The organism is Bacillus sp. CH30_1T, assembly GCF_008364765.1.
Lineage (GTDB): Bacteria > Bacillota > Bacilli > Bacillales > Bacillaceae_B > Rossellomorea.
The window spans coordinates 18,682-35,777 of record NZ_VTUY01000015.1 but is presented as its reverse complement, the minus strand read 5'-3'; the positions used below and the strand labels follow the sequence as shown (position 1 = coordinate 35,777).

17 protein-coding genes and 1 riboswitch are annotated in these 17,096 nt (G+C 41.0%); of the genes, 8 read left to right on the top strand and 9 right to left on the bottom strand.

The window, feature by feature from the left end; translation table 11 throughout:
• Window positions 1–16: 16 nt before the first annotated feature.
• Complete coding sequence (gene argS, locus F0342_RS22015) at window positions 17–1,699, top strand: arginine--tRNA ligase (RefSeq protein WP_149157958.1); 1,683 nt, start codon at window positions 17–19, stop codon at window positions 1,697–1,699.
• A gap of 220 nt (window positions 1,700–1,919) precedes the next feature.
• The gene (locus F0342_RS22010; RefSeq protein ID WP_149157957.1) at window positions 1,920–2,501 is read left to right on the top strand and encodes a YqaA family protein; all 582 of its coding nucleotides are present in this window, start codon (window positions 1,920–1,922) and stop codon (window positions 2,499–2,501) included.
• A 48-nt stretch (window positions 2,502–2,549) separates the two neighbouring features.
• On the opposite strand, the gene F0342_RS22005 is transcribed toward F0342_RS22010, so the two are convergent.
• The 3 genes from F0342_RS22005 to F0342_RS25085 all read right to left on the bottom strand — a co-directional run bounded on the left by F0342_RS22005 (window position 2,550) and on the right by F0342_RS25085 (window position 4,132).
• Window positions 2,550–3,449 carry a diacylglycerol/lipid kinase family protein gene (locus F0342_RS22005; RefSeq protein ID WP_149157956.1) on the bottom strand — a complete coding sequence of 300 codons (900 nt, stop codon included), beginning with the start codon at window positions 3,447–3,449 and terminating at the stop codon, window positions 2,550–2,552.
• A 168-nt stretch (window positions 3,450–3,617) separates the two neighbouring features.
• Window positions 3,618–3,899, bottom strand: a complete 282-nt coding sequence (locus tag F0342_RS22000; RefSeq protein WP_262481851.1) for a hypothetical protein — start codon at window positions 3,897–3,899, stop codon at window positions 3,618–3,620.
• An 83-nt stretch (window positions 3,900–3,982) separates the two neighbouring features.
• The gene (locus tag F0342_RS25085; RefSeq protein ID WP_181778163.1) at window positions 3,983–4,132 is read right to left on the bottom strand and encodes an Lmo0850 family protein; all 150 of its coding nucleotides are present in this window, start codon (window positions 4,130–4,132) and stop codon (window positions 3,983–3,985) included.
• Window positions 4,133–4,516: 384 nt separating this feature from the next.
• Here F0342_RS25085 and F0342_RS21990 point away from each other — a divergent pair, with 384 nt between their 5' ends.
• The 5 genes from F0342_RS21990 to F0342_RS21975 all read left to right on the top strand — a co-directional run bounded on the left by F0342_RS21990 (window position 4,517) and on the right by F0342_RS21975 (window position 8,762).
• Entirely contained in the window at window positions 4,517–4,930 is a 414-nt protein-coding gene (locus tag F0342_RS21990; RefSeq protein WP_113970217.1) for a CBS domain-containing protein, read from the top strand.
• A gap of 217 nt (window positions 4,931–5,147) precedes the next feature.
• Complete coding sequence (locus F0342_RS25080) at window positions 5,148–5,315, top strand: hypothetical protein (protein WP_188048662.1); 168 nt, start codon at window positions 5,148–5,150, stop codon at window positions 5,313–5,315.
• A 254-nt stretch (window positions 5,316–5,569) separates the two neighbouring features.
• A complete protein-coding gene (locus tag F0342_RS21985; RefSeq protein WP_149157954.1) occupies window positions 5,570–6,772 on the top strand; it encodes a DUF819 family protein in 1,203 nt (400 codons plus the stop codon).
• A 196-nt stretch (window positions 6,773–6,968) separates the two neighbouring features.
• Window positions 6,969–8,417 carry a cardiolipin synthase gene (cls, locus tag F0342_RS21980; RefSeq protein WP_149157953.1) on the top strand — a complete coding sequence of 483 codons (1,449 nt, stop codon included), beginning with the start codon at window positions 6,969–6,971 and terminating at the stop codon, window positions 8,415–8,417.
• An 87-nt stretch (window positions 8,418–8,504) separates the two neighbouring features.
• Window positions 8,505–8,762: a YpbS family protein gene (locus F0342_RS21975; RefSeq protein ID WP_149157952.1), complete on the top strand. Its 258-nt coding sequence runs from the start codon at window positions 8,505–8,507 to the stop codon at window positions 8,760–8,762.
• Between the two features lie 105 nt (window positions 8,763–8,867).
• Here F0342_RS21975 and F0342_RS21970 read toward each other — a convergent pair whose 3' ends face one another.
• Both F0342_RS21970 and F0342_RS21965 read right to left on the bottom strand, forming a co-directional pair.
• Window positions 8,868–9,140, bottom strand: coding sequence for a DUF2187 family protein (locus F0342_RS21970; protein ID WP_149157951.1), 273 nt, complete (start codon window positions 9,138–9,140; stop codon window positions 8,868–8,870).
• 284 nt (window positions 9,141–9,424) lie between these two features.
• A complete protein-coding gene (locus F0342_RS21965) occupies window positions 9,425–10,597 on the bottom strand; it encodes an MFS transporter (RefSeq protein ID WP_188048661.1) in 1,173 nt (390 codons plus the stop codon).
• Window positions 10,598–10,824: 227 nt separating this feature from the next.
• Window positions 10,825–10,928, top strand: a riboswitch (SAM riboswitch).
• A gap of 86 nt (window positions 10,929–11,014) precedes the next feature.
• Between F0342_RS21965 and F0342_RS21960 the strand changes: the two genes are divergently transcribed.
• The gene (locus F0342_RS21960; RefSeq protein ID WP_149157949.1) at window positions 11,015–12,331 is read left to right on the top strand and encodes a Na+/H+ antiporter NhaC family protein; all 1,317 of its coding nucleotides are present in this window, start codon (window positions 11,015–11,017) and stop codon (window positions 12,329–12,331) included.
• A 414-nt stretch (window positions 12,332–12,745) separates the two neighbouring features.
• Here F0342_RS21960 and F0342_RS21955 read toward each other — a convergent pair whose 3' ends face one another.
• The 4 genes from F0342_RS21955 to F0342_RS21940 all read right to left on the bottom strand — a co-directional run bounded on the left by F0342_RS21955 (window position 12,746) and on the right by F0342_RS21940 (window position 16,979).
• A complete protein-coding gene (locus tag F0342_RS21955; protein WP_149157948.1) occupies window positions 12,746–13,501 on the bottom strand; it encodes a (S)-benzoin forming benzil reductase in 756 nt (251 codons plus the stop codon).
• Window positions 13,502–13,605: 104 nt separating this feature from the next.
• A complete protein-coding gene (locus tag F0342_RS21950) occupies window positions 13,606–14,397 on the bottom strand; it encodes a divergent polysaccharide deacetylase family protein (RefSeq protein WP_149157947.1) in 792 nt (263 codons plus the stop codon).
• 114 nt (window positions 14,398–14,511) lie between these two features.
• Window positions 14,512–14,985 (bottom strand): helix-hairpin-helix domain-containing protein, encoded by a 474-nt coding sequence (locus F0342_RS21945; RefSeq protein WP_149157946.1) that lies wholly within the window; start codon window positions 14,983–14,985, stop codon window positions 14,512–14,514.
• A gap of 14 nt (window positions 14,986–14,999) precedes the next feature.
• On the bottom strand, window positions 15,000–16,979 hold the full coding sequence (locus tag F0342_RS21940) for an ABC transporter permease subunit (protein ID WP_149157945.1): 1,980 nt from the start codon (window positions 16,977–16,979) through the stop codon (window positions 15,000–15,002).
• Window positions 16,980–17,096 lie beyond the last annotated feature (117 nt).

Genomic DNA, 17,096 nt, shown 5'->3' with positions numbered 1-17,096 from the left:
TCAGGAGGTGTTGATGATGGATTTAAAATTAATAGTAGCCGATGCGCTCACAAATGTGTTGTCCGATTGGAACAAGAATGATCTTTACGAGTTGATTGAAACGCCAAAACATTCTCATTTGGGAGACCTGGCGTTTCCGTGCTTCCAGCTGTCGAAATCATGGAAGAAAGCACCACACGTCATTGCAGGTGAGATTGCCGATGCCCTCTCCTCTCCCTTTTTCAGTAAAGTGGAAGCAGTTGGTCCCTATGTTAATATCCGATTTGATGGAGTGAAAGCAGGTAAGGAAATTGTTTCAGCCATATTAGAGAATGGCGCGGATTACGGAAGTCATGAATTTGGAAATCAAAAGACCATCGTATTGGATATGTCCTCCCCTAATATCGCGAAACCATTTTCGATGGGACATTTACGCTCCACAGTCATTGGAAATTCCATCGCCACCATTGCCGAAAAATGCGGCTATACAACAGAAAAAATCAATTATATCGGTGATTGGGGTACACAATTCGGGAAATTGATCGTCGCATTCAATAAATGGGGAAACCAACAAAAAGTGAAGGATAACCCGATTGCTGAATTGTTTATTTTATATAAAAAATTTCATGAGGAAGCAGAAAAGGACCCTTCACTTGAGAAAGAGGGAAGAAAAGCCTTTAAGCTATTAGAAGACGGAGATCCGGAAGTAACGGAGCTTTGGAGATGGTTTAAAGAGGAATCACTTCATGCCTTTAAAACGATTTACTCGTTGCTCGGAGTGGAATTTGATTCCTATAATGGCGAAGCGTTCTTCAATGACAAAATGGATGAAGTCGTGACATTGCTTCGGGATCATGACCTTCTAGAAACCTCTGAAGGTGCGAAAGTCGTTCGTTTAGAAGGAAATCTCCCCCCCTGCCTCATCAAGAAGTCAGACGGAGCTACCCTTTATGCTACGAGAGACCTGGCTGCAGCACTGTATCGCCATCGTCAGCATCACTTTGATGAAGCTTTGTATGTTGTTGGTCAGGAACAGACCATTCATTTCAAACAAGTGATGGAAGTACTAAAGAAACTCGGGTTTAACTGGGCGGATGATATGAAACATATCCCCTTTGGACTTTATTTGAAAGATGGAAAGAAGATGTCCACCAGAAAGGGCAGAGTCATTTTACTCCAAGAGGTTCTCAAAGAAGCGATTCATATGGCTGAAGAAAATATTAAGCAGAAGAATCCTCACTTAATAAATGCTTCAGAGGTGGCGAAAGATGTTGGGGTTGGAGCCATTATCTTTCATGATTTGAAAAATGATCGTGTGAACGATATTGAATTCTCCCTGGAACATATGCTGACCTTCGAAGGTGAAACAGGTCCATACATTCAATACACGTACGCCAGAGCTCAATCCATTCTGAGAAAAGCGGGTGAATCCCTTCCATTGACGTTTGAGGGGCTTGACGATGCTGAAAGCTGGGAAGTGATTAAACAGTTACGATTATTGCCGGAGATGGTCGAGAAAGCGTGGAAACACTATGCGCCTTCAACCATTGCCAAATATTTAGTCGATACCGCACAAAGCTTTAATCGTTATTACGGAAAAACTAAAATCATTTCAGAAGACTCCCAGCAGGCCTCCCGTTTAGCATTGGTTCATGCTGTTTCGACTGTCCTCGCGGAAGGATTACGATTATTAGGAATGAAGTCTCCTTCAGAAATGTAGAATCAATAAGATTTCTGTCACTATTTCCCGAGAAATAGATTATTTCGCTTAAAGCTTTTTTCATTCAAACTTTGCTAAATGTTATAAATAGAAAACTTCCGTGAATTCGTTTCATCCATACAGGATAATTCATGACTCCTTTTGTGAAAAGTGATATACTTTCTTATGTTCCATTAAAATCGAAAATAACGCTTGATCAATAAAGGAGATTACTCAATTTATGTCTGAACTACTTCACGCTTTCGAAGCATGGTTACTGGATTATGGTGTATGGGGACTGATTCTAGTTTCATTCGCCGATTCATCATTTTTCCCTATACCACCTGATGTAATACTGATTCCATTAGCCATTGCCAATCCGGATAGCGCATTGCTGTATGCACTTTATACGACTATTGCTTCCGTTACCGGAGCCCTTCTTGGCTGGTGGATTGGTAAGAAACTTGGACGACCGATCCTTGTGTATTTCTTCTCTGAAAAAAGGATTCAAAAGGTAGAGGAATACTTTAATAAATATGGAGCAATGGCTCTTTTAATCGCAGGACTTACACCTGTACCTTATAAGATCTTCACGATTTTCGCAGGGGTTTCCGGTGTTAAGATCAGAGTACTTGTGATCTGGTCGATTATCGGAAGAGGAATTCGTTTCTTCCTTGAAGGTGCAATTATTTTAGCGCTCGGAGCTAAAGCAAAACCTTTCATTGAAGAGAACTTTACACTTCTTACGCTTGGTGCTGGTGGCGTCTTAATCGCCGTTTATCTTGTATACTTGGTTATAAAAAAGAGAAAGAAAACTGTATAATCATAGAAAAAGCGAGCAAGGTGACAAATAATCACCCTTGCTCGCTTTTTATTCTGATATTCCAACCAGAAATCGCAGATGCTTATTTAACACTTGAAGAGATTGCCTGGTTCCTTCATATAATTCCCCATCCATATCAAGCTTTTCATTCTGTCCAAGTTCGATATGGGCTTCCCTTGCTTGAATATGAATAATATCGTCATATTGTTCGCTGATATTGCCTGTACTTTTGATAACAAGAAATTCCTTTAATAACGGAAACCCGCTTTTCTTGACGACGTAAATATCCATCAACCCATCTTCCATATCAATGCAGTTCGGCAGTGGGTTAGAGCCTATCGAACGTCCATTAGCGGCCAATAGCATCACCACTTCCTCTTCAATCACCTCATTTTCCGTTGTTATCTTTACATTTAAGATTGGGGCCTCCTGAATGGATTGAAACGCACTAATATAATAACTCAGTTTTCCAAGGACACTCTTTGACCCCCCATCGATATTATCGCTCGTCTCTGCGACCAGCCCCGTTCCCCAGAAATTGCTGAAATACCGCTCGTCCGCTTTGACGATATCGATATCCTTTTCAAAAGGACGATCGGTGATGAGTCGGACAGCTTGTCCAATATTCATGGGAATATGTAACGAGCGTGCAAAATCATTACACGTTCCTCCAGGGAGGATGCCTACCAATGGTCGTTTTTCTAAGGCTGCCAATCCGTTGATGGCCTCATGAATCGTTCCGTCACCACCCATAATGACCACCAGCTCATATTGATTACCCCTTTCCTTACAAATTCTTTCGGCATCGCCTTTCTCTTTCGTTTTATGAATAATTAAGTTCGTACAGATATCTAATAAAGGGGGCACAGCATCCTTTAACAGAACTTCTAACGTTCCTTGACCTGCCTTCCCATTACAGACCAACAATATATCCGAAAACATTGTCATGAATCTCGTCACCTAACTTTTAGAGTAGTAAATAAAAAGAGGCTGACCCAAAACGATGAGTGATGTCATCCTTAAAGGACCAGTCCTAATTCTTTCAGAGTTTCTGATTTATTTCTATAATGTGTTCGTGACTTAGATGCCCTTGAATTCTTGGGTCAACCTCTTTTACTATGCTGTATTGGAATCTTCTTGCGGGACTTGGAGAACAGATCGATAGGCAATTCCAACACGACCTTTAATATAACTTTCGGGGTCATAAGGAATATGGTGATTCTCCATTCGATGAATTTCCGTTTCTGCAAACATAGCAAGTGCACGACACACCTGATCTAACGCCATGCTTACACGATGAGGATCTGGCTGATCTCGGCTCATACAGTAGTATGAAATTTCATCTGCCTTCTTTCTGATTTCCTTTAATGTTTGTAAATCAAACATCATTCTCTCCATACCTACCCCTCCTCTTCACTACTACTTAGTATATCGTGAAAAAAGGGGGAATATGTCTGTCCAATGTTTCTCGAGCAGTCAGTTTAATAGTCTTGGGTTAACGTCTTAGGTAATGGCTGATACTGCTTCAGTGAATGAAGAATTTCACGTCTTGATTTCGTTTTTGAAATATTAACACCAACGTTCGACAATTTCGTTATCACTTTTTTTAAGCGATCGTTCTCCTTTACCACGTTATTCACCTCTTTTACAAAATGTCGTTACCTATTTGTACGTTTATTCTAAAGAAAAGTTTCACTTTATGGTCAATGGTTTTCCTTTTCCCTAAAAATGAAACTATAATCCTATTTCCGCACTTTTTCTTAGATTATTTTGCCCTACTTACACATTTTAAAAGGCTATTTTCGAATCCTACTCATATCGGAGTGGGATATGCCAAAGGAGGATCTTACAGGACGTATTGGACTCAAGTATTTATTACTAAATGATATCCAAGAAGCACTCTATAAAGGTCAGTCCCGCTCATTTGAAAATAATGGCTGAACGCATTAAGAATAGTTGAGTGGATTTGTTGAATAATAATGGTGTACTGCCAATTTGATTAAGGGGGAATTTACATGCAAGTACGTGATATTATGTCGACAAATGTGGAAGCCGCTTCAAATCAGGACTCACTTCAGAGCGTCGCATCTAAAATGAGTTCCAAAAATGTTGGTTCCGTTCCCGTTGTTGAAAACGGACAAGTTGTCGGTATGGTAACAGACCGTGATATTGCTACTCGTGGACTGACTCAGGGTGCACAGGGAAATGTCTCTCAAGTTATGTCACAGCAGGTCGTGACAATCTCTCCGGATGCCTCGGTTGAAGAAGCATCAGCTTTGATGTCCCAACACCAAGTCCGTCGTTTGCCTGTCGTGGAAAACGGACAGCTTGTCGGGATGCTGGCTCTGGGAGATTTGGCAGTACAACAGCAGTCGGATCAAAGTGCCGGAAGCGCCCTTAGCGGAATTTCACAAAATCACCTCCGCTAACTAAGGCTACAGGTACTCACTTCTAAGCTTTCTTTATCCGAATAAGAGGCTATCTTTGCATAGCCTCTTATTTTGTATTGTAGATATAAAGAAGGTCCGTCCCTCCATTCGACTTGGTTATAGGTAAGTCGGCATATTTTTCACTTTAAGGAAGGATTTTCTTGTATTGTGACGAATATGTGTTAAACAAATGATGTTTATGGAGGAGGATGTTTTTATGAGTCGTGCTGCACGATCGTATCGCAAGGAAGTACGTCATTTTAAAAGTGAAAACCGTAGAAGAGTCTTCGCCGACAGCATTCTTGATTTTTTATTTATGTTATTTGGTATTACAATGATTACGGGTATTTTATTATTCGCTTTAGGATTCTGGAATTATTATTAATCCTTATCCGATCTATTTATATTAAACATCCTCATCACAAGCATTCTTTACTTAATATGAAGAATCAACATGTTGCCATGGACTCCTATGGCTTTTTTTATGGAGAAAACGGCTCTGTAACTCCTCCCTGTTACTTGTATGACCCTTCTATTATTCAGTATTGGTCAAAGATTAGCACTTATTAAAATTCTAAATAGTAACCGTTTTCAATGTTATAGTAAACCTTGTTATTGATTTTTTAAGGAGGTTTTACTATGTGGTGGCGTTTTGACACTATCTTTATTCAAGAACCTATGGCAATCTTTTCTTACTTAGCTGCCTTAGTAGGTCTTGTGTTCATTCTTGGAGAGTCGAAGAATCCTTTCTTACAGAAGTTCTTTCACTATGCTCCCCCATTAATCTGGACTTATTTCCTTCCAATGTTATCTACAACGTTTGGAATCATCCCGGATCAGTCGGCTTTATATGACTTTACATCAGCTTACATATTACCAGTGGGATTATTATTGCTACTTCTTTCTGCGAATGTTCCCGCAACATTAAAGCTTGGTCCGAAAGCGATTACGATGTTCCTTGCCGGGACTCTTGGTGTCGTGATTGGAGGACCCATCGCTTTAGCCATATTCCAACCGTTTCTTCCTGAAGACGCATGGACTGGCGTTGCGGCACTTGCCGGAAGCTGGATTGGCGGAAGTGCCAATATGGCAGCCATGATTGAAGCAACTGGTACACCGAAAGAAATCCTTTCGCCTATTATTGTCGTCGATACCGTTGTCGGATATAGCTGGATGGGAATCATGATTGCCCTGGCAGGATTCCAACATAAATTCGATAAATGGAACAAAGCGGATAACTCGATCATTCGTAAGGTAAATGAGGATATGGGAGAAATTCAACGTAAAAATGCCAAGCCTATCGAGGTTCCTTACCTGGCTGCCATCATTGGCTTAGGATTCGGTGTAGCTTACGTTGTACGAAAGTTCTCAGAAACGTTACCGGTCTCAAATGTTCTTTCTGCTGGAACGTGGACAATTATGATCATTTCTGCAGTCGGGATCATCTTCTCCTTTACTAAGATTCGTACCCTTGAGAACTACGGTGCAAGTAAAATCGGATACGCAGGAATTTATCTCCTGCTTGCAACGATCGGAGCAAAAGCCGATCTTGCTTATGTATGGGATTCCCCCCAATACGTAGCAATGGGGATTGTATGGTTAGCCATTCATGTGATCATCATTTTCTTAGTGGCACGCTTACTACGAGCTCCTCTGTTCTTCGTAGCTGTAGGATCTCAAGGAAACATCGGCGGAACAAGCTCGGCTCCTGTTGTAGCCTCTGTATTCCAGCCTTCTCTTGCCCCTGTAGGTTTATTGATGGGGATATTAGGTAACGTGGTTGGGACTTATGCCGCCGTTGCCTGTGCCTGGATTGCCGAATGGGTAAGCAGGACATTATAATTTATGTAAAACGGATCACTGACCATCAGTCAGTGATCCGTTTTTTTGTGAACCCTAAATTCCGGTCCGTGTATCATTAATAAAAAATAATTGTTCGGATAGCTTTCAGCCTGCTCTGTTTTTCTTTGTCATTTTTTTCTATTCCAATCTCAGGTATACTACTTATAGAAAGCTAGTTAAAGGAGCCTTACATACTATGAGTATCCTATCTACTCTTTTAGGGGTTTTATTTGTTCTTAACTTAGTCCTCGCTGGTGTCATCATTTTCCTTGAACGAAAAGATGCCAGTGCGACCTGGGCATGGCTTATGGTTCTGTTTTTCATTCCCCTTCTCGGATTTATTCTTTATTTAATCTTCGGTCAGAACTTAAGCAGAAAGCGGTTATTCGACTGGGAAGATATGAAGAAAATCGGCATTGAAGATTTGATTCAAAGGCAGATCCACTCCCTGAAAGAACACCGATTCCCATTTAAAAATGAAACGTCCTCCCGCTATCAGGACCTTATTTATATGCACCTTATGAATAATGAAGCTCTTTTGACCCAGGATAACGAAGTACAATTGTTCACCCATGGGGAGGACAAATTCGAGTCCTTATTGACAGACATGGACGCAGCACAGGATCATATTCATATTCAATATTATATCTTTAAGAGAGATCACTTAGGCAAGCGGATCCTGGAGAAGCTTACTGAGAAAGCAAAGCAAGGCGTAAAGGTCAGGGTTCTGTATGATGAAATGGGATCTCGGCGGACAAGAAGAAGCTTCTTTAAAGAACTTCTTGCAGCCGGAGGGGAAGTGGACGTGTTTTTCCCTTCCAAAATTCCCTTTATCAACCTCCGCCTAAACTATCGTAACCACCGAAAGCTCGTGATTATTGACGGGAAAGTCGGTTATGTAGGCGGATTTAATATTGGAGATGAATACCTGGGCTTGAATCCTAAGTTCGGTTATTGGCGTGATACTCACTTGAGGATCGTAGGGAGCTCAACACTTGCCATGCAAACCCGGTTTATTCTGGATTGGAATCAAGCCAGCCGTTCAAAAAAGATTGCTTACGATTCACGATATTTCCCACAGCCTTCCTTTACTGGTCATGCCGGAGTACAGATTGTGACATGTGGCCCCGACTCTGAATGGGAGCAAATTAAAAACGGTTATATTAAAATGATTTCAACTGCCAAACGATCCATCTATATTCAAACTCCTTATTTCATACCTGACGTCAGTCTGCTGGATTCGTTGAGAATTGCTGCTCTTACAGGAGTCGATGTCCGTATTATGATTCCGAACAAACCGGACCATTTATTTGTGTATTGGGCGACCTATTCATACATTGGTGAGTTACTGAAGGCAGGCGTGAAAATTTATATTTATGATAACGGCTTTATTCATGCCAAAACCATTGTAGTGGATGAAACCATTTCTTCTGTCGGAACGGCAAATATTGATGTACGAAGCTTTCGCCTTAACTTTGAGGTAAATGCCTTTTTATATGATCAAACCATCTCTGAAAGTCTGAGCGCTGTATTCAGGAAAGATATGGAGCAGAGTAGAGAATTATCCATGGAAGAGTATAATGAAAGACCCATGAAGATCAAAGTGAAAGAATCAATTTCAAGGCTACTGTCCCCTATCTTGTAGAAATGATATTCTAAGACATTGCCATGAGTGCCTGGAAGAAGGCATAATAGATGATATAATGCGTAATTGATAGAGAGGGATGAAATCATGAGTGTACATAAAGATATTACAAAGCATTCAAGTAAGCAAAATCAACTGGTACAACAATTTATGATATTGGATGAGCGTAGAGAAAGAGCAATCGATGAAGCCGTTCAGCTTTGTTTGAATGATCAGCTGTTTACAACGGATGCCATTAATCATGTAACAAATGAAATCAATATCCTTGCCCGTCAAGGTGTCGTTCCACAGAGAAAGCTTGTCACAATTGAAATGGTGAAGGAATATGCAGCTAAATTAAATTAATCTGATTGTAGCTGAGAGTGTCAGACTCCACATAAAAAGACCTTGATACGTCTAATCCATATTAATGGTAGGCGTTTCAGGGTCTTTTATTTTTTATGTTGGAACTTAAGCTTTTAATGCGCTATTCCACCCATCATATACAAATACAGGTTGTGTGCCATTTTCTGTGCGTTCTATGACGACATAGTTTTTATGTGACACAACGGTTTGATCGTCAGGTAAATCCAGCTTCTTCGCAACATCCCTGTCCATTTTGACAATGACCGTATTTTCTCTAAGGGTAGTAACCACGCCATTGATTACATGTTTCTTTCTTTGGAACTGAACGGTATCTCCAAGGTTTGCATTATCTTTTGAGTACACAAATGTATTTTCCATTTTAATATCCCCTTTTTAAATAATGTAATTTTCTAGTTTATTTAATTGAAAGAATTTTCTAATAATATCATTCTAACTGGTATTTATATAATAATCAATGAATACTTATCCTTCTTCTACCACAATTCATGTTTGCCAAAACCTTTTAAAAAAACTTTTTTGTTTGCTTCTTCTTTCTCCCTCATTATATCTATTGGCTACCATTAAAGGCAAATCCTTCCTTTCTGCATTTGTTTACAAAAAACGCCTGTAGAGAATTTGTTCTCTACAGGCGCCTTGATGTATTAATAAGCGAGTGCATTCTTCTTTTCTTCCTTCATGAGAACGAAGCAAAGGAAAATACCTAATAGGGATAGGACTGCGAAAAATAAGTACACTGTGTAAATGGAGTACGTTTCATAGATAAAGCCGCCAACAAAGGTACTGAACCAATTCCCCAGACCGTTACCGATTGCTGAATATACCGTAACGGCGGTTGCTGTAATGTGGGAAGGCGTGATTTCTTTAATGTATCGCAATCCGGCTGGAATGAACAAGCCAATGGCAAGTCCTTGCATGACAGCCGATGAATAGACAAGCCATAAACTTGGTTCTGTAAAGTAAAAGAGCCAGCGGAGCATGGATGCAGCACCTGCCAAGGCAGCGACTGTCAAGAGTCCGAACTTATCAATCCATCCACCGGCGATTCTCATAAAGGGAACCTCCGATAACACTGCAATCAGGAACGCAAGACCAATCCCCGCATACGTGCCGCCTGAATCTTCAACAAATAATCCGAAATACACATTGTTTGCTAAATTCGGCCCGAACACTAAGAATGTGACCGCTAAAAAGATAAGGAACTTTTTCATAGTGAATAATTCCTTCATCCCTGCCTTTAAATCAAGCTTTGCAGCCGCTCTCTCTTTCGGAAACCGGAAAGAAAGGAATCCGGATAGGACTAAACAGATAAAGAAAGAGTAAAAAATGATGGTTGGCCCGATAAATCCTTCTGAAAGTCTTCCCATCATAAAGACTGCTATACCAAAGCCCAATGATCCGAATAGACGGATATTTCCATAGTTATACCGGACCTTACTTGTATACTTCAAGCTGATACTATCGGAAACGGGAATGATTGCACTTTGGAAAATGGCAACTAGAATGGCCACGATAAGCAGGCCATAGTAAAATTCCATAAACAAGTAACCGAGTGCAAAGATTCCCGCTACTAAAGAGGTTAAACCAAGAACCACGGTGGGACGATTGGTCGTGTCACTGACCATTCCCCAAATAGGCTGGAAGAAAATCATCATGATGGGACCTACAGACATAATCGTTCCAATCTGATAACCATTTAACCCCACGCTTTCGCTCAAATACACACTGAGTAAGGGATATAAACTCCCAACACCGAAGAACGTTAATAAATAAAATCCTTGTAATGTGAAAATTTGATTTCGTACAGTTCTTTCCACTACCGTATCCTCCAAGATGTTTTTTGTCTTCCTTATAGTAGACCTTGAACGTTCAATTGTCTATGAGTTTATGCCTTATTATGGATAAAGTCATGCTTTTGTTGCTGATAAGGGAGGAAATTGACCGGTGTCCATATCAAGCAAACAGAAAAATTTCCCGTTTGACTTTTTCGAGTAAACCCTTTAAAGTATGGAAGTACATTTTAAATCAACTAAATACGATATTCTTCTTATCCAGAGAGACGGAGGGACTGGCCCTGCGATGTCTCGGCAGCGGACTCATATTGAGTGCTGTGCCACATCCAGCAAGCGAATGCTTGAAAGATAAGAGGAGTGTTTCTTTCTTTTGAAACCTCTTCTTATTCCGGAAGAGGTTTTTTGTAATTTAGTAAATTGGACGACAAAGGAGAGTTAGGAATGAATCAAGAAAGAGGAAATCTATTGGCGTTACTGCCTTTGATCATATTTGTTTCTCTGTTCCTTGGAGCAGGCATCATTTCAGGAGACTTTTATGCCTTTCCTGTATTAGTATCAATTATCATTGCATCCGTTGTAGGTTTGTTGATGAACCGGAAAGAGACTTTAACGGCTAAGATTGAGCGTTTCGCTAAAGGAGCCGGTCACCCTGATATCATGATCATGGTCTTTATCTTCCTGTTAGCAGGAGCATTTTCCGGAGTGGCTGAAAAGATGGGGGCCGTTGATTCAACCGTAAACTTTGCCCTTTCCGTGCTGCCCGGTAACTTGATTATCGTTGGATTATTTATTATCGCGGCTTTCATTTCGTTATCAATGGGTACATCCATGGGAACGATCGCAGCACTTGCGCCAATTGGTGTAGGGATTAGTTCAGGTACAGATATATCTATGCCCCTTGCCATGGCGACAGTTATTGGAGGAGCGATGTTCGGAGATAACTTATCATTCATCTCAGATACGACCATTGCAGCTGTTCGTACACAGAAAACGGAAATGAAAGATAAATTTAAAGTCAACTTCTTCATTGTATTACCTGCCGCGATCGTGACAATGGTAATTCTCCTTGTTCTTACTATGGGGAATCAAGCAACTGTCGGAGCAGAAAGCTTTAATTGGATTAAAATTCTGCCTTACCTAGGAGTTATCGTCGGTGCTCTTGCAGGATTAAATGTGTTTGTCGTTTTGTTCGGCGGAATTGTTTTAGCTGGAAGCATTGGATTCATAGATGGAAGCTTTACTCCATCCAGTTATTTCGGCAGTGTGGCCGATGGAATGACAGGAATGGCAGAGATTGTGATACTTTCCGTACTGATCGGCGGGGTTGTCGAACTCATCCGTCATAACGGCGGGATTCAGGCTTTACTTTATCACGCAACACGTAAAATCAAGTCTCCTCAGGGAGCACAGCTTGCTACTGCAGGATTAGTGAGTTCTACTAACCTTTGCACAGCAAACAACACGATTTCGATTATTATTGCCGGTCCACTTGCTAAGTCGATTAGTGAAAATTATGGAGTGGACGCCCGTAAATCAGCCAGCATCCTTGATATTTTTTCTTGTTCGATTCAAGGGTTGATCCCTTATGGAGCACAGGCCCTGTTAGTGGCTGAAGTCGCAGGCATTTCACCGATCAGCATCATCCCATATGCCTTCTACCCGATCTTGATTGCTGTTTGCGGTCTGATTGCCATTCGATTTGCACTACCGAAATTCACACGTAAATCAGCACCTGAAGCGAACCCGGTTCGATCTTAGTAGGTGATAGTAGAGAGACAAATCCTTAGGGGTTTGTCTTTTTTTGAGATAAGAGGGTTTTCATGAAATGTTGATTAACGAAAGCAACATATAGCATACGAATTCAAAATTTCGGCAAATTTTCTTTGATTTTTATTAAACTTGGACTTTTTTGTGGTATTTGTTAAAAATAATCCACTTAATCAATACACTCCCTTAAAAAAAACCTCAATTTTGCCCGTCATACCTCAATTGTAGGGCAATGTATTTTTTTGTTGTGCCACTTTCGAGGAAACTTGTGTCACTTTTTGGCTTTGTTGTGCCACTTTCGCAGTTTATTGTGCCAAATTGTGAATACCACTATTCATTATTGTTTATAACCACGGGTTTTCAAAATTCAAAAAGCAAATCCCCTCCCAGGAATCTGCTTTCTTTTTATAACAGATCATTTACATGATACAACTTACCACTTTCAATTTCGCTTTCTGTTACAAGTTTAACCAGTGCATTTGCGACCGTATCCGTTTCGCGAAGCATTCCTTCCTCTTTGTAGCGCTGAAAGGATTCGACATCGGCAAAGGATTCTTTAGAAGAGGAACGGATCTCTCCTTGCATGTCCGTATCCATGACCCCCGGGCTGAAGGCAATCACTTGATGTCGGCTATGCTTTTTAGAAAGCTCTAAGCTTACGGTTTCCGTCAACATGTTCACGCCTGCTTTGGTTGCGCAGTACGTACTCCATCCGTGAACAGGACGACTTCCTGCTCCTGAGCTGATGTTAATCATGATCATCTTTGTGTCAGAATCCCGGGCTGCTCTTAACATCTCATTGGTAGCAATCATCGGTGATAGTAAATTCACATGCACACTCGTTTCAAGGGCTTCGTTTTCTACCTCACCAGACGGGTTGATTGGTGTCACCACACCGGCATTTTGAACAACATAGACTCTCTCGGGTTGATATCCAAATACTTTTGTTCCCACTTCACGGAAGGCCTCTTCTGTTTCTCCTGATTGTGCAAGATCGCATGGAATGAAGTCATACGATACCCCTTTTTCCCCGGCAAGCTTATGCAGTCTTTCATTATCTGATCTGGAAACATTGATCAAACCTATGCCCTTTTCGATAAATAGCTTGGCGATCGATTCACCTAAGCCTCTTGTTGCTCCCGTCACAATTGCATAATCCATATGGAATCATCTCCTTCTTACCTTCTGATTATAAGGGAGGGTCTTCTTTTCACAAAAAAATATGTCTCATTTTAACAGAAGATTTACAAATAAAAAGCACACCATCAAGGCATGCTCTCATCAATCAAATGATATTCAGGTATTAAATCTGACAATGGGACAATGGAAGCTTTTTTCTCATAAAGAGGAAGAAACTCTTGAAGCATGGTGGCGACCTTGATTCCTGTGACCCCGACATGACCTATGGCAATGGTGGAAGTGTCACTGTCTAATTCTTTAGACAGAAGCTTGGCTTGCTTTCCGATATGCTGGATGGTATAGACATCATCAAAGAATAATTCGTTTTCAAGATAGGGGACGTCCAATTCTTTTGCAAGCTTTGGAATGACACTCTTTCCCGTTGTTTTACTATCCAAATAAAATAATCCCTTTTCCTTGCATACTGCTAATACGATCCTCATGACCCTCTCATTGGCTGTGGCCCTTGATCCCATATGGTGATTGACTCCTACGGCATAGGGAACCTCTTCAATCGCCTTTTCTACTCTTTTCCGGATTTCGTCATTTGAAAGCGAAGTGGTGATTGCCCCTGGTCCAAGCCAGCTTGCTTTCCCGGACATCGGTTCCATTGGTAGATGGACGATGACCTCATGGCCCAGCCCATGTGCCTTTTCAGCATCTTTCCTTGTTGTTGGCAGAAAGGGCATAACTGCAATCGTCAAGGTGACGGGTAATTTCAGGATTTCTTCTGTTCCCTTCATGTCGTTTCCTAAATCATCAATAACGATTGCGAGTTCATTATGATGAGCTGGAAGGGGCAGGATATTTCTTGCAGAAGATGAAGCATGAAAAAAGATCGGCAATAGTAAACAGATGAACAGGCTTCTCACTTTCATCACTCCTTTTCCCTTATCATGTCCATTTTGAGGAGTATATACGAAAGAGGTCCGTCCCTGAAGAGAGCGTAAATAAAAAGGCAGGAAGCTGATTCTGGCTTCCTGCCTTTTGGTTTATGAGGTCCGTCCCTCATCCCAGCCTTTGGTGGGTCGGTTGCTGGGGTAGCCCTGGGTTTGGCGGTAGTTTTTTCTTTGGGTGGTGAAGTCCCACCAGTTTTTGGTGGAAGTTGGGTTGTTTGCGTGGTGGACGACGCACCTGAGGGAGTCTTCCACGCATGGGTCCATCCAAACGCCGTACTTCTTTTCTAAGTCTATAATGAGGTCTTCCCCTTTTTCATTCTTTATGTCTTCGTAAGAATGAAAACCAAGATCTTCAACCACATTATGCGCCATATTTGGTCCGATCGACGGAATTCGTTGGAAAATGGACATGCCGACTAAGTACCGGGCTCTAGCCATAGAAATGTTTAGTTTTTCACTTAAAACATTGGGAGACAGTTCGAAGATGTCTCCCAGTCTGATCTTTTCTTTACGAAGTGCCGATCTTTCCTCATCGGTTAGTGGTAATTTAGGACTCTTTCTACTCACCTTCTATCTCCCCTTTATCCCTTAAAGGATTGTTGTCGAACCAAATGGAAGTCTTCCGTCACTGGACGGTAGGTTTTCTTCTTGACCAGCCTATGGTTGGTCTTAATCGGGGTGTTGTTCACCAGGACCCCTACCTTTGTTTGCTGGATTTCCTTCACTCCTTGCACAATCAACTGCATGGCAATGATGGCAATCATAAAGGCTGCTAATGGAGCGATGACAATCCAGTACTTTCCTGTCATTAAGGAATCTTTAGTGGAACTGATCAGACCTGACCATTCAAATGTTCCTGATTTCGGAGGGTCGGGTACCAGACCTCCTGTGATGATCGTTCCTCCTAAGAACAGATGAAACAATCCCAGATGGACAAGAATGAGAAGCGTTTGGATAAACTGCTGCCCCCATATAATGAATAATCTTGGTGCCAGATGAGGGAATAGATGCGTCCACAGCAAATGCTTATTGCTTCCCCCTAAGAGCTTAGCCGAAAGAACAAAATCCTGTTTTCCTAATAACCTCAGTTCATTCCCTATTAAAACCGTCGTTAACGGGAGGACAAGAATCGTTAACACGACAGCTTCAAAAACGAGTCTTTCAAAGATGGAGTGATCCCACCCTAAAACGGGCAATCCCCAAAGCACTGGCCTTAATAGAAGATACGCAATGAGACTTAAAGGAAGAAAATGAATGGAATCCACCATACGATCAAGCCAATTTTTTCTGTTTTCTTTTAAGTGAAAATGATAGGCTATTCCAAGATAGAATCCACCTATCACCCTTAAAGAAGCGACAACCAATGCAAATAAGAGGGTATACTTTGCCCCGACGATCAGTTGATCGAGGATGCTATACCCGAAGAAATCCGATCCTAAGATCATCTCTCCAAATGGCTTATGTGGAGGTGCACTGATGATTCGTCCCTCATCGTTCTTCATAAACTGAATTTGTTTAATCGGATCTTCTTTCATCATTGGATAAAGGAAGCTGACAGCAATCAAGAGAAAGATGACACTAAACCCGATGGCAAACTTCCCATTATGCATATGCTGCCACCAAAGCCGTCTTATAGTAGAAAGCCAGCTCCATATCTTCCATTCTTTCCACTTCATTTTTTCCTTTTTATATTTGGTGTGGTCGACGCTTCCCTCCCGATTAATCCATAGATATACACCTTGATACACTACAAAAAAAGGCGTGTATATCATAATCAGTGAGATGGCTATGACCATTGGTCTGAAGTCTTGGACGATATAATACGTGATTCCTCTCATATTGAAAATCGTTTCAATGATGAATAAGCTCGACAGCATCCCCCATATGATCAGCTTTCCATGATAAAACAGGCTGGGAGAAATATTTTTCAATATGTGAGCAAAAAGGATCCTCCCTTTCGACATGCCTTTACTTTGGGCAAACTCTATATGTGGCTTTAGCATTTCTTCTTCCGTAATAAAAAGGAGAATACGAAAGAAAGAGATCATGGGAATAATCGATAATGTAATGATTGGTGCAAGGAAGATCTTTTCATCCCCATACTCCGTGAAATTCATCAATTCAAAGCCAAAATATTTAATAACATAGACAATGAGAAGCTGGAGCATAAACGCAAACATTAAGTCAGGCACCGTCTCAAAGAGGTTTAATACTTTCTTTAGAGAAGACGTAACCCACCGGGGCAAAAACACTGTGAAGATGGTAAGGATGAATGCTATTCCCAGACCCAAGCCTAAAGCTCCACCGATAATCTGTAAAGAATACAGATAAGGACCCCAAAGCATGTCCAGAAAATCGACGGTTATCCCTTTATATGAATAGCTCCAATTTTCACCGTCTAAAAAAACAAAAACAAACTTATAAAACTCTTCCAAGAAACCGACAAAGTTGTACAGACCCCTCTCCTTAAATACTTCAGGAGCAATACTCACGGCCAAAATACCAATTAACCCGAGAATATAATAGAACATAAATTTCAGCGGAAATGTGAGAAGCCTCATACCATGATCCCCTTTTTTCTCTTTTTCCTCAGTTTAATGGAATCGTTAAATATTTTCAATTTTATTTTAATTCGGATAATAATACGTCAGATATCCTCGAAAAAAGGTGACTCCTGT

Bases quoted from the DNA above. Each gene is read 5' to 3' on its own strand.
- argS (WP_149157958.1), top strand. From the start codon at position 17: ATGGATTTAAAATTAATAGTAGCCGATGCGCTCACAAATGTGTTGTCC.
- F0342_RS22010 (WP_149157957.1), top strand. From the start codon at position 1,920: ATGTCTGAACTACTTCACGCTTTCGAAGCATGGTTACTGGATTATGGT.
- F0342_RS22005 (WP_149157956.1), bottom strand. From the start codon at position 3,449: ATGACAATGTTTTCGGATATATTGTTGGTCTGTAATGGGAAGGCAGGT.
- F0342_RS22000 (WP_262481851.1), bottom strand. From the start codon at position 3,899: ATGGAGAGAATGATGTTTGATTTACAAACATTAAAGGAAATCAGAAAG.
- F0342_RS21990 (WP_113970217.1), top strand. From the start codon at position 4,517: ATGCAAGTACGTGATATTATGTCGACAAATGTGGAAGCCGCTTCAAAT.
- F0342_RS25080 (WP_188048662.1), top strand. From the start codon at position 5,148: ATGAGTCGTGCTGCACGATCGTATCGCAAGGAAGTACGTCATTTTAAA.
- F0342_RS21985 (WP_149157954.1), top strand. From the start codon at position 5,570: ATGTGGTGGCGTTTTGACACTATCTTTATTCAAGAACCTATGGCAATC.
- cls (WP_149157953.1), top strand. From the start codon at position 6,969: ATGAGTATCCTATCTACTCTTTTAGGGGTTTTATTTGTTCTTAACTTA.
- F0342_RS21975 (WP_149157952.1), top strand. From the start codon at position 8,505: ATGAGTGTACATAAAGATATTACAAAGCATTCAAGTAAGCAAAATCAA.
- F0342_RS21970 (WP_149157951.1), bottom strand. From the start codon at position 9,140: ATGGAAAATACATTTGTGTACTCAAAAGATAATGCAAACCTTGGAGAT.
- F0342_RS21960 (WP_149157949.1), top strand. From the start codon at position 11,015: ATGAATCAAGAAAGAGGAAATCTATTGGCGTTACTGCCTTTGATCATA.
- F0342_RS21955 (WP_149157948.1), bottom strand. From the start codon at position 13,501: ATGGATTATGCAATTGTGACGGGAGCAACAAGAGGCTTAGGTGAATCG.
- F0342_RS21950 (WP_149157947.1), bottom strand. From the start codon at position 14,397: ATGAAAGTGAGAAGCCTGTTCATCTGTTTACTATTGCCGATCTTTTTT.
- F0342_RS21940 (WP_149157945.1), bottom strand. From the start codon at position 16,979: ATGAGGCTTCTCACATTTCCGCTGAAATTTATGTTCTATTATATTCTC.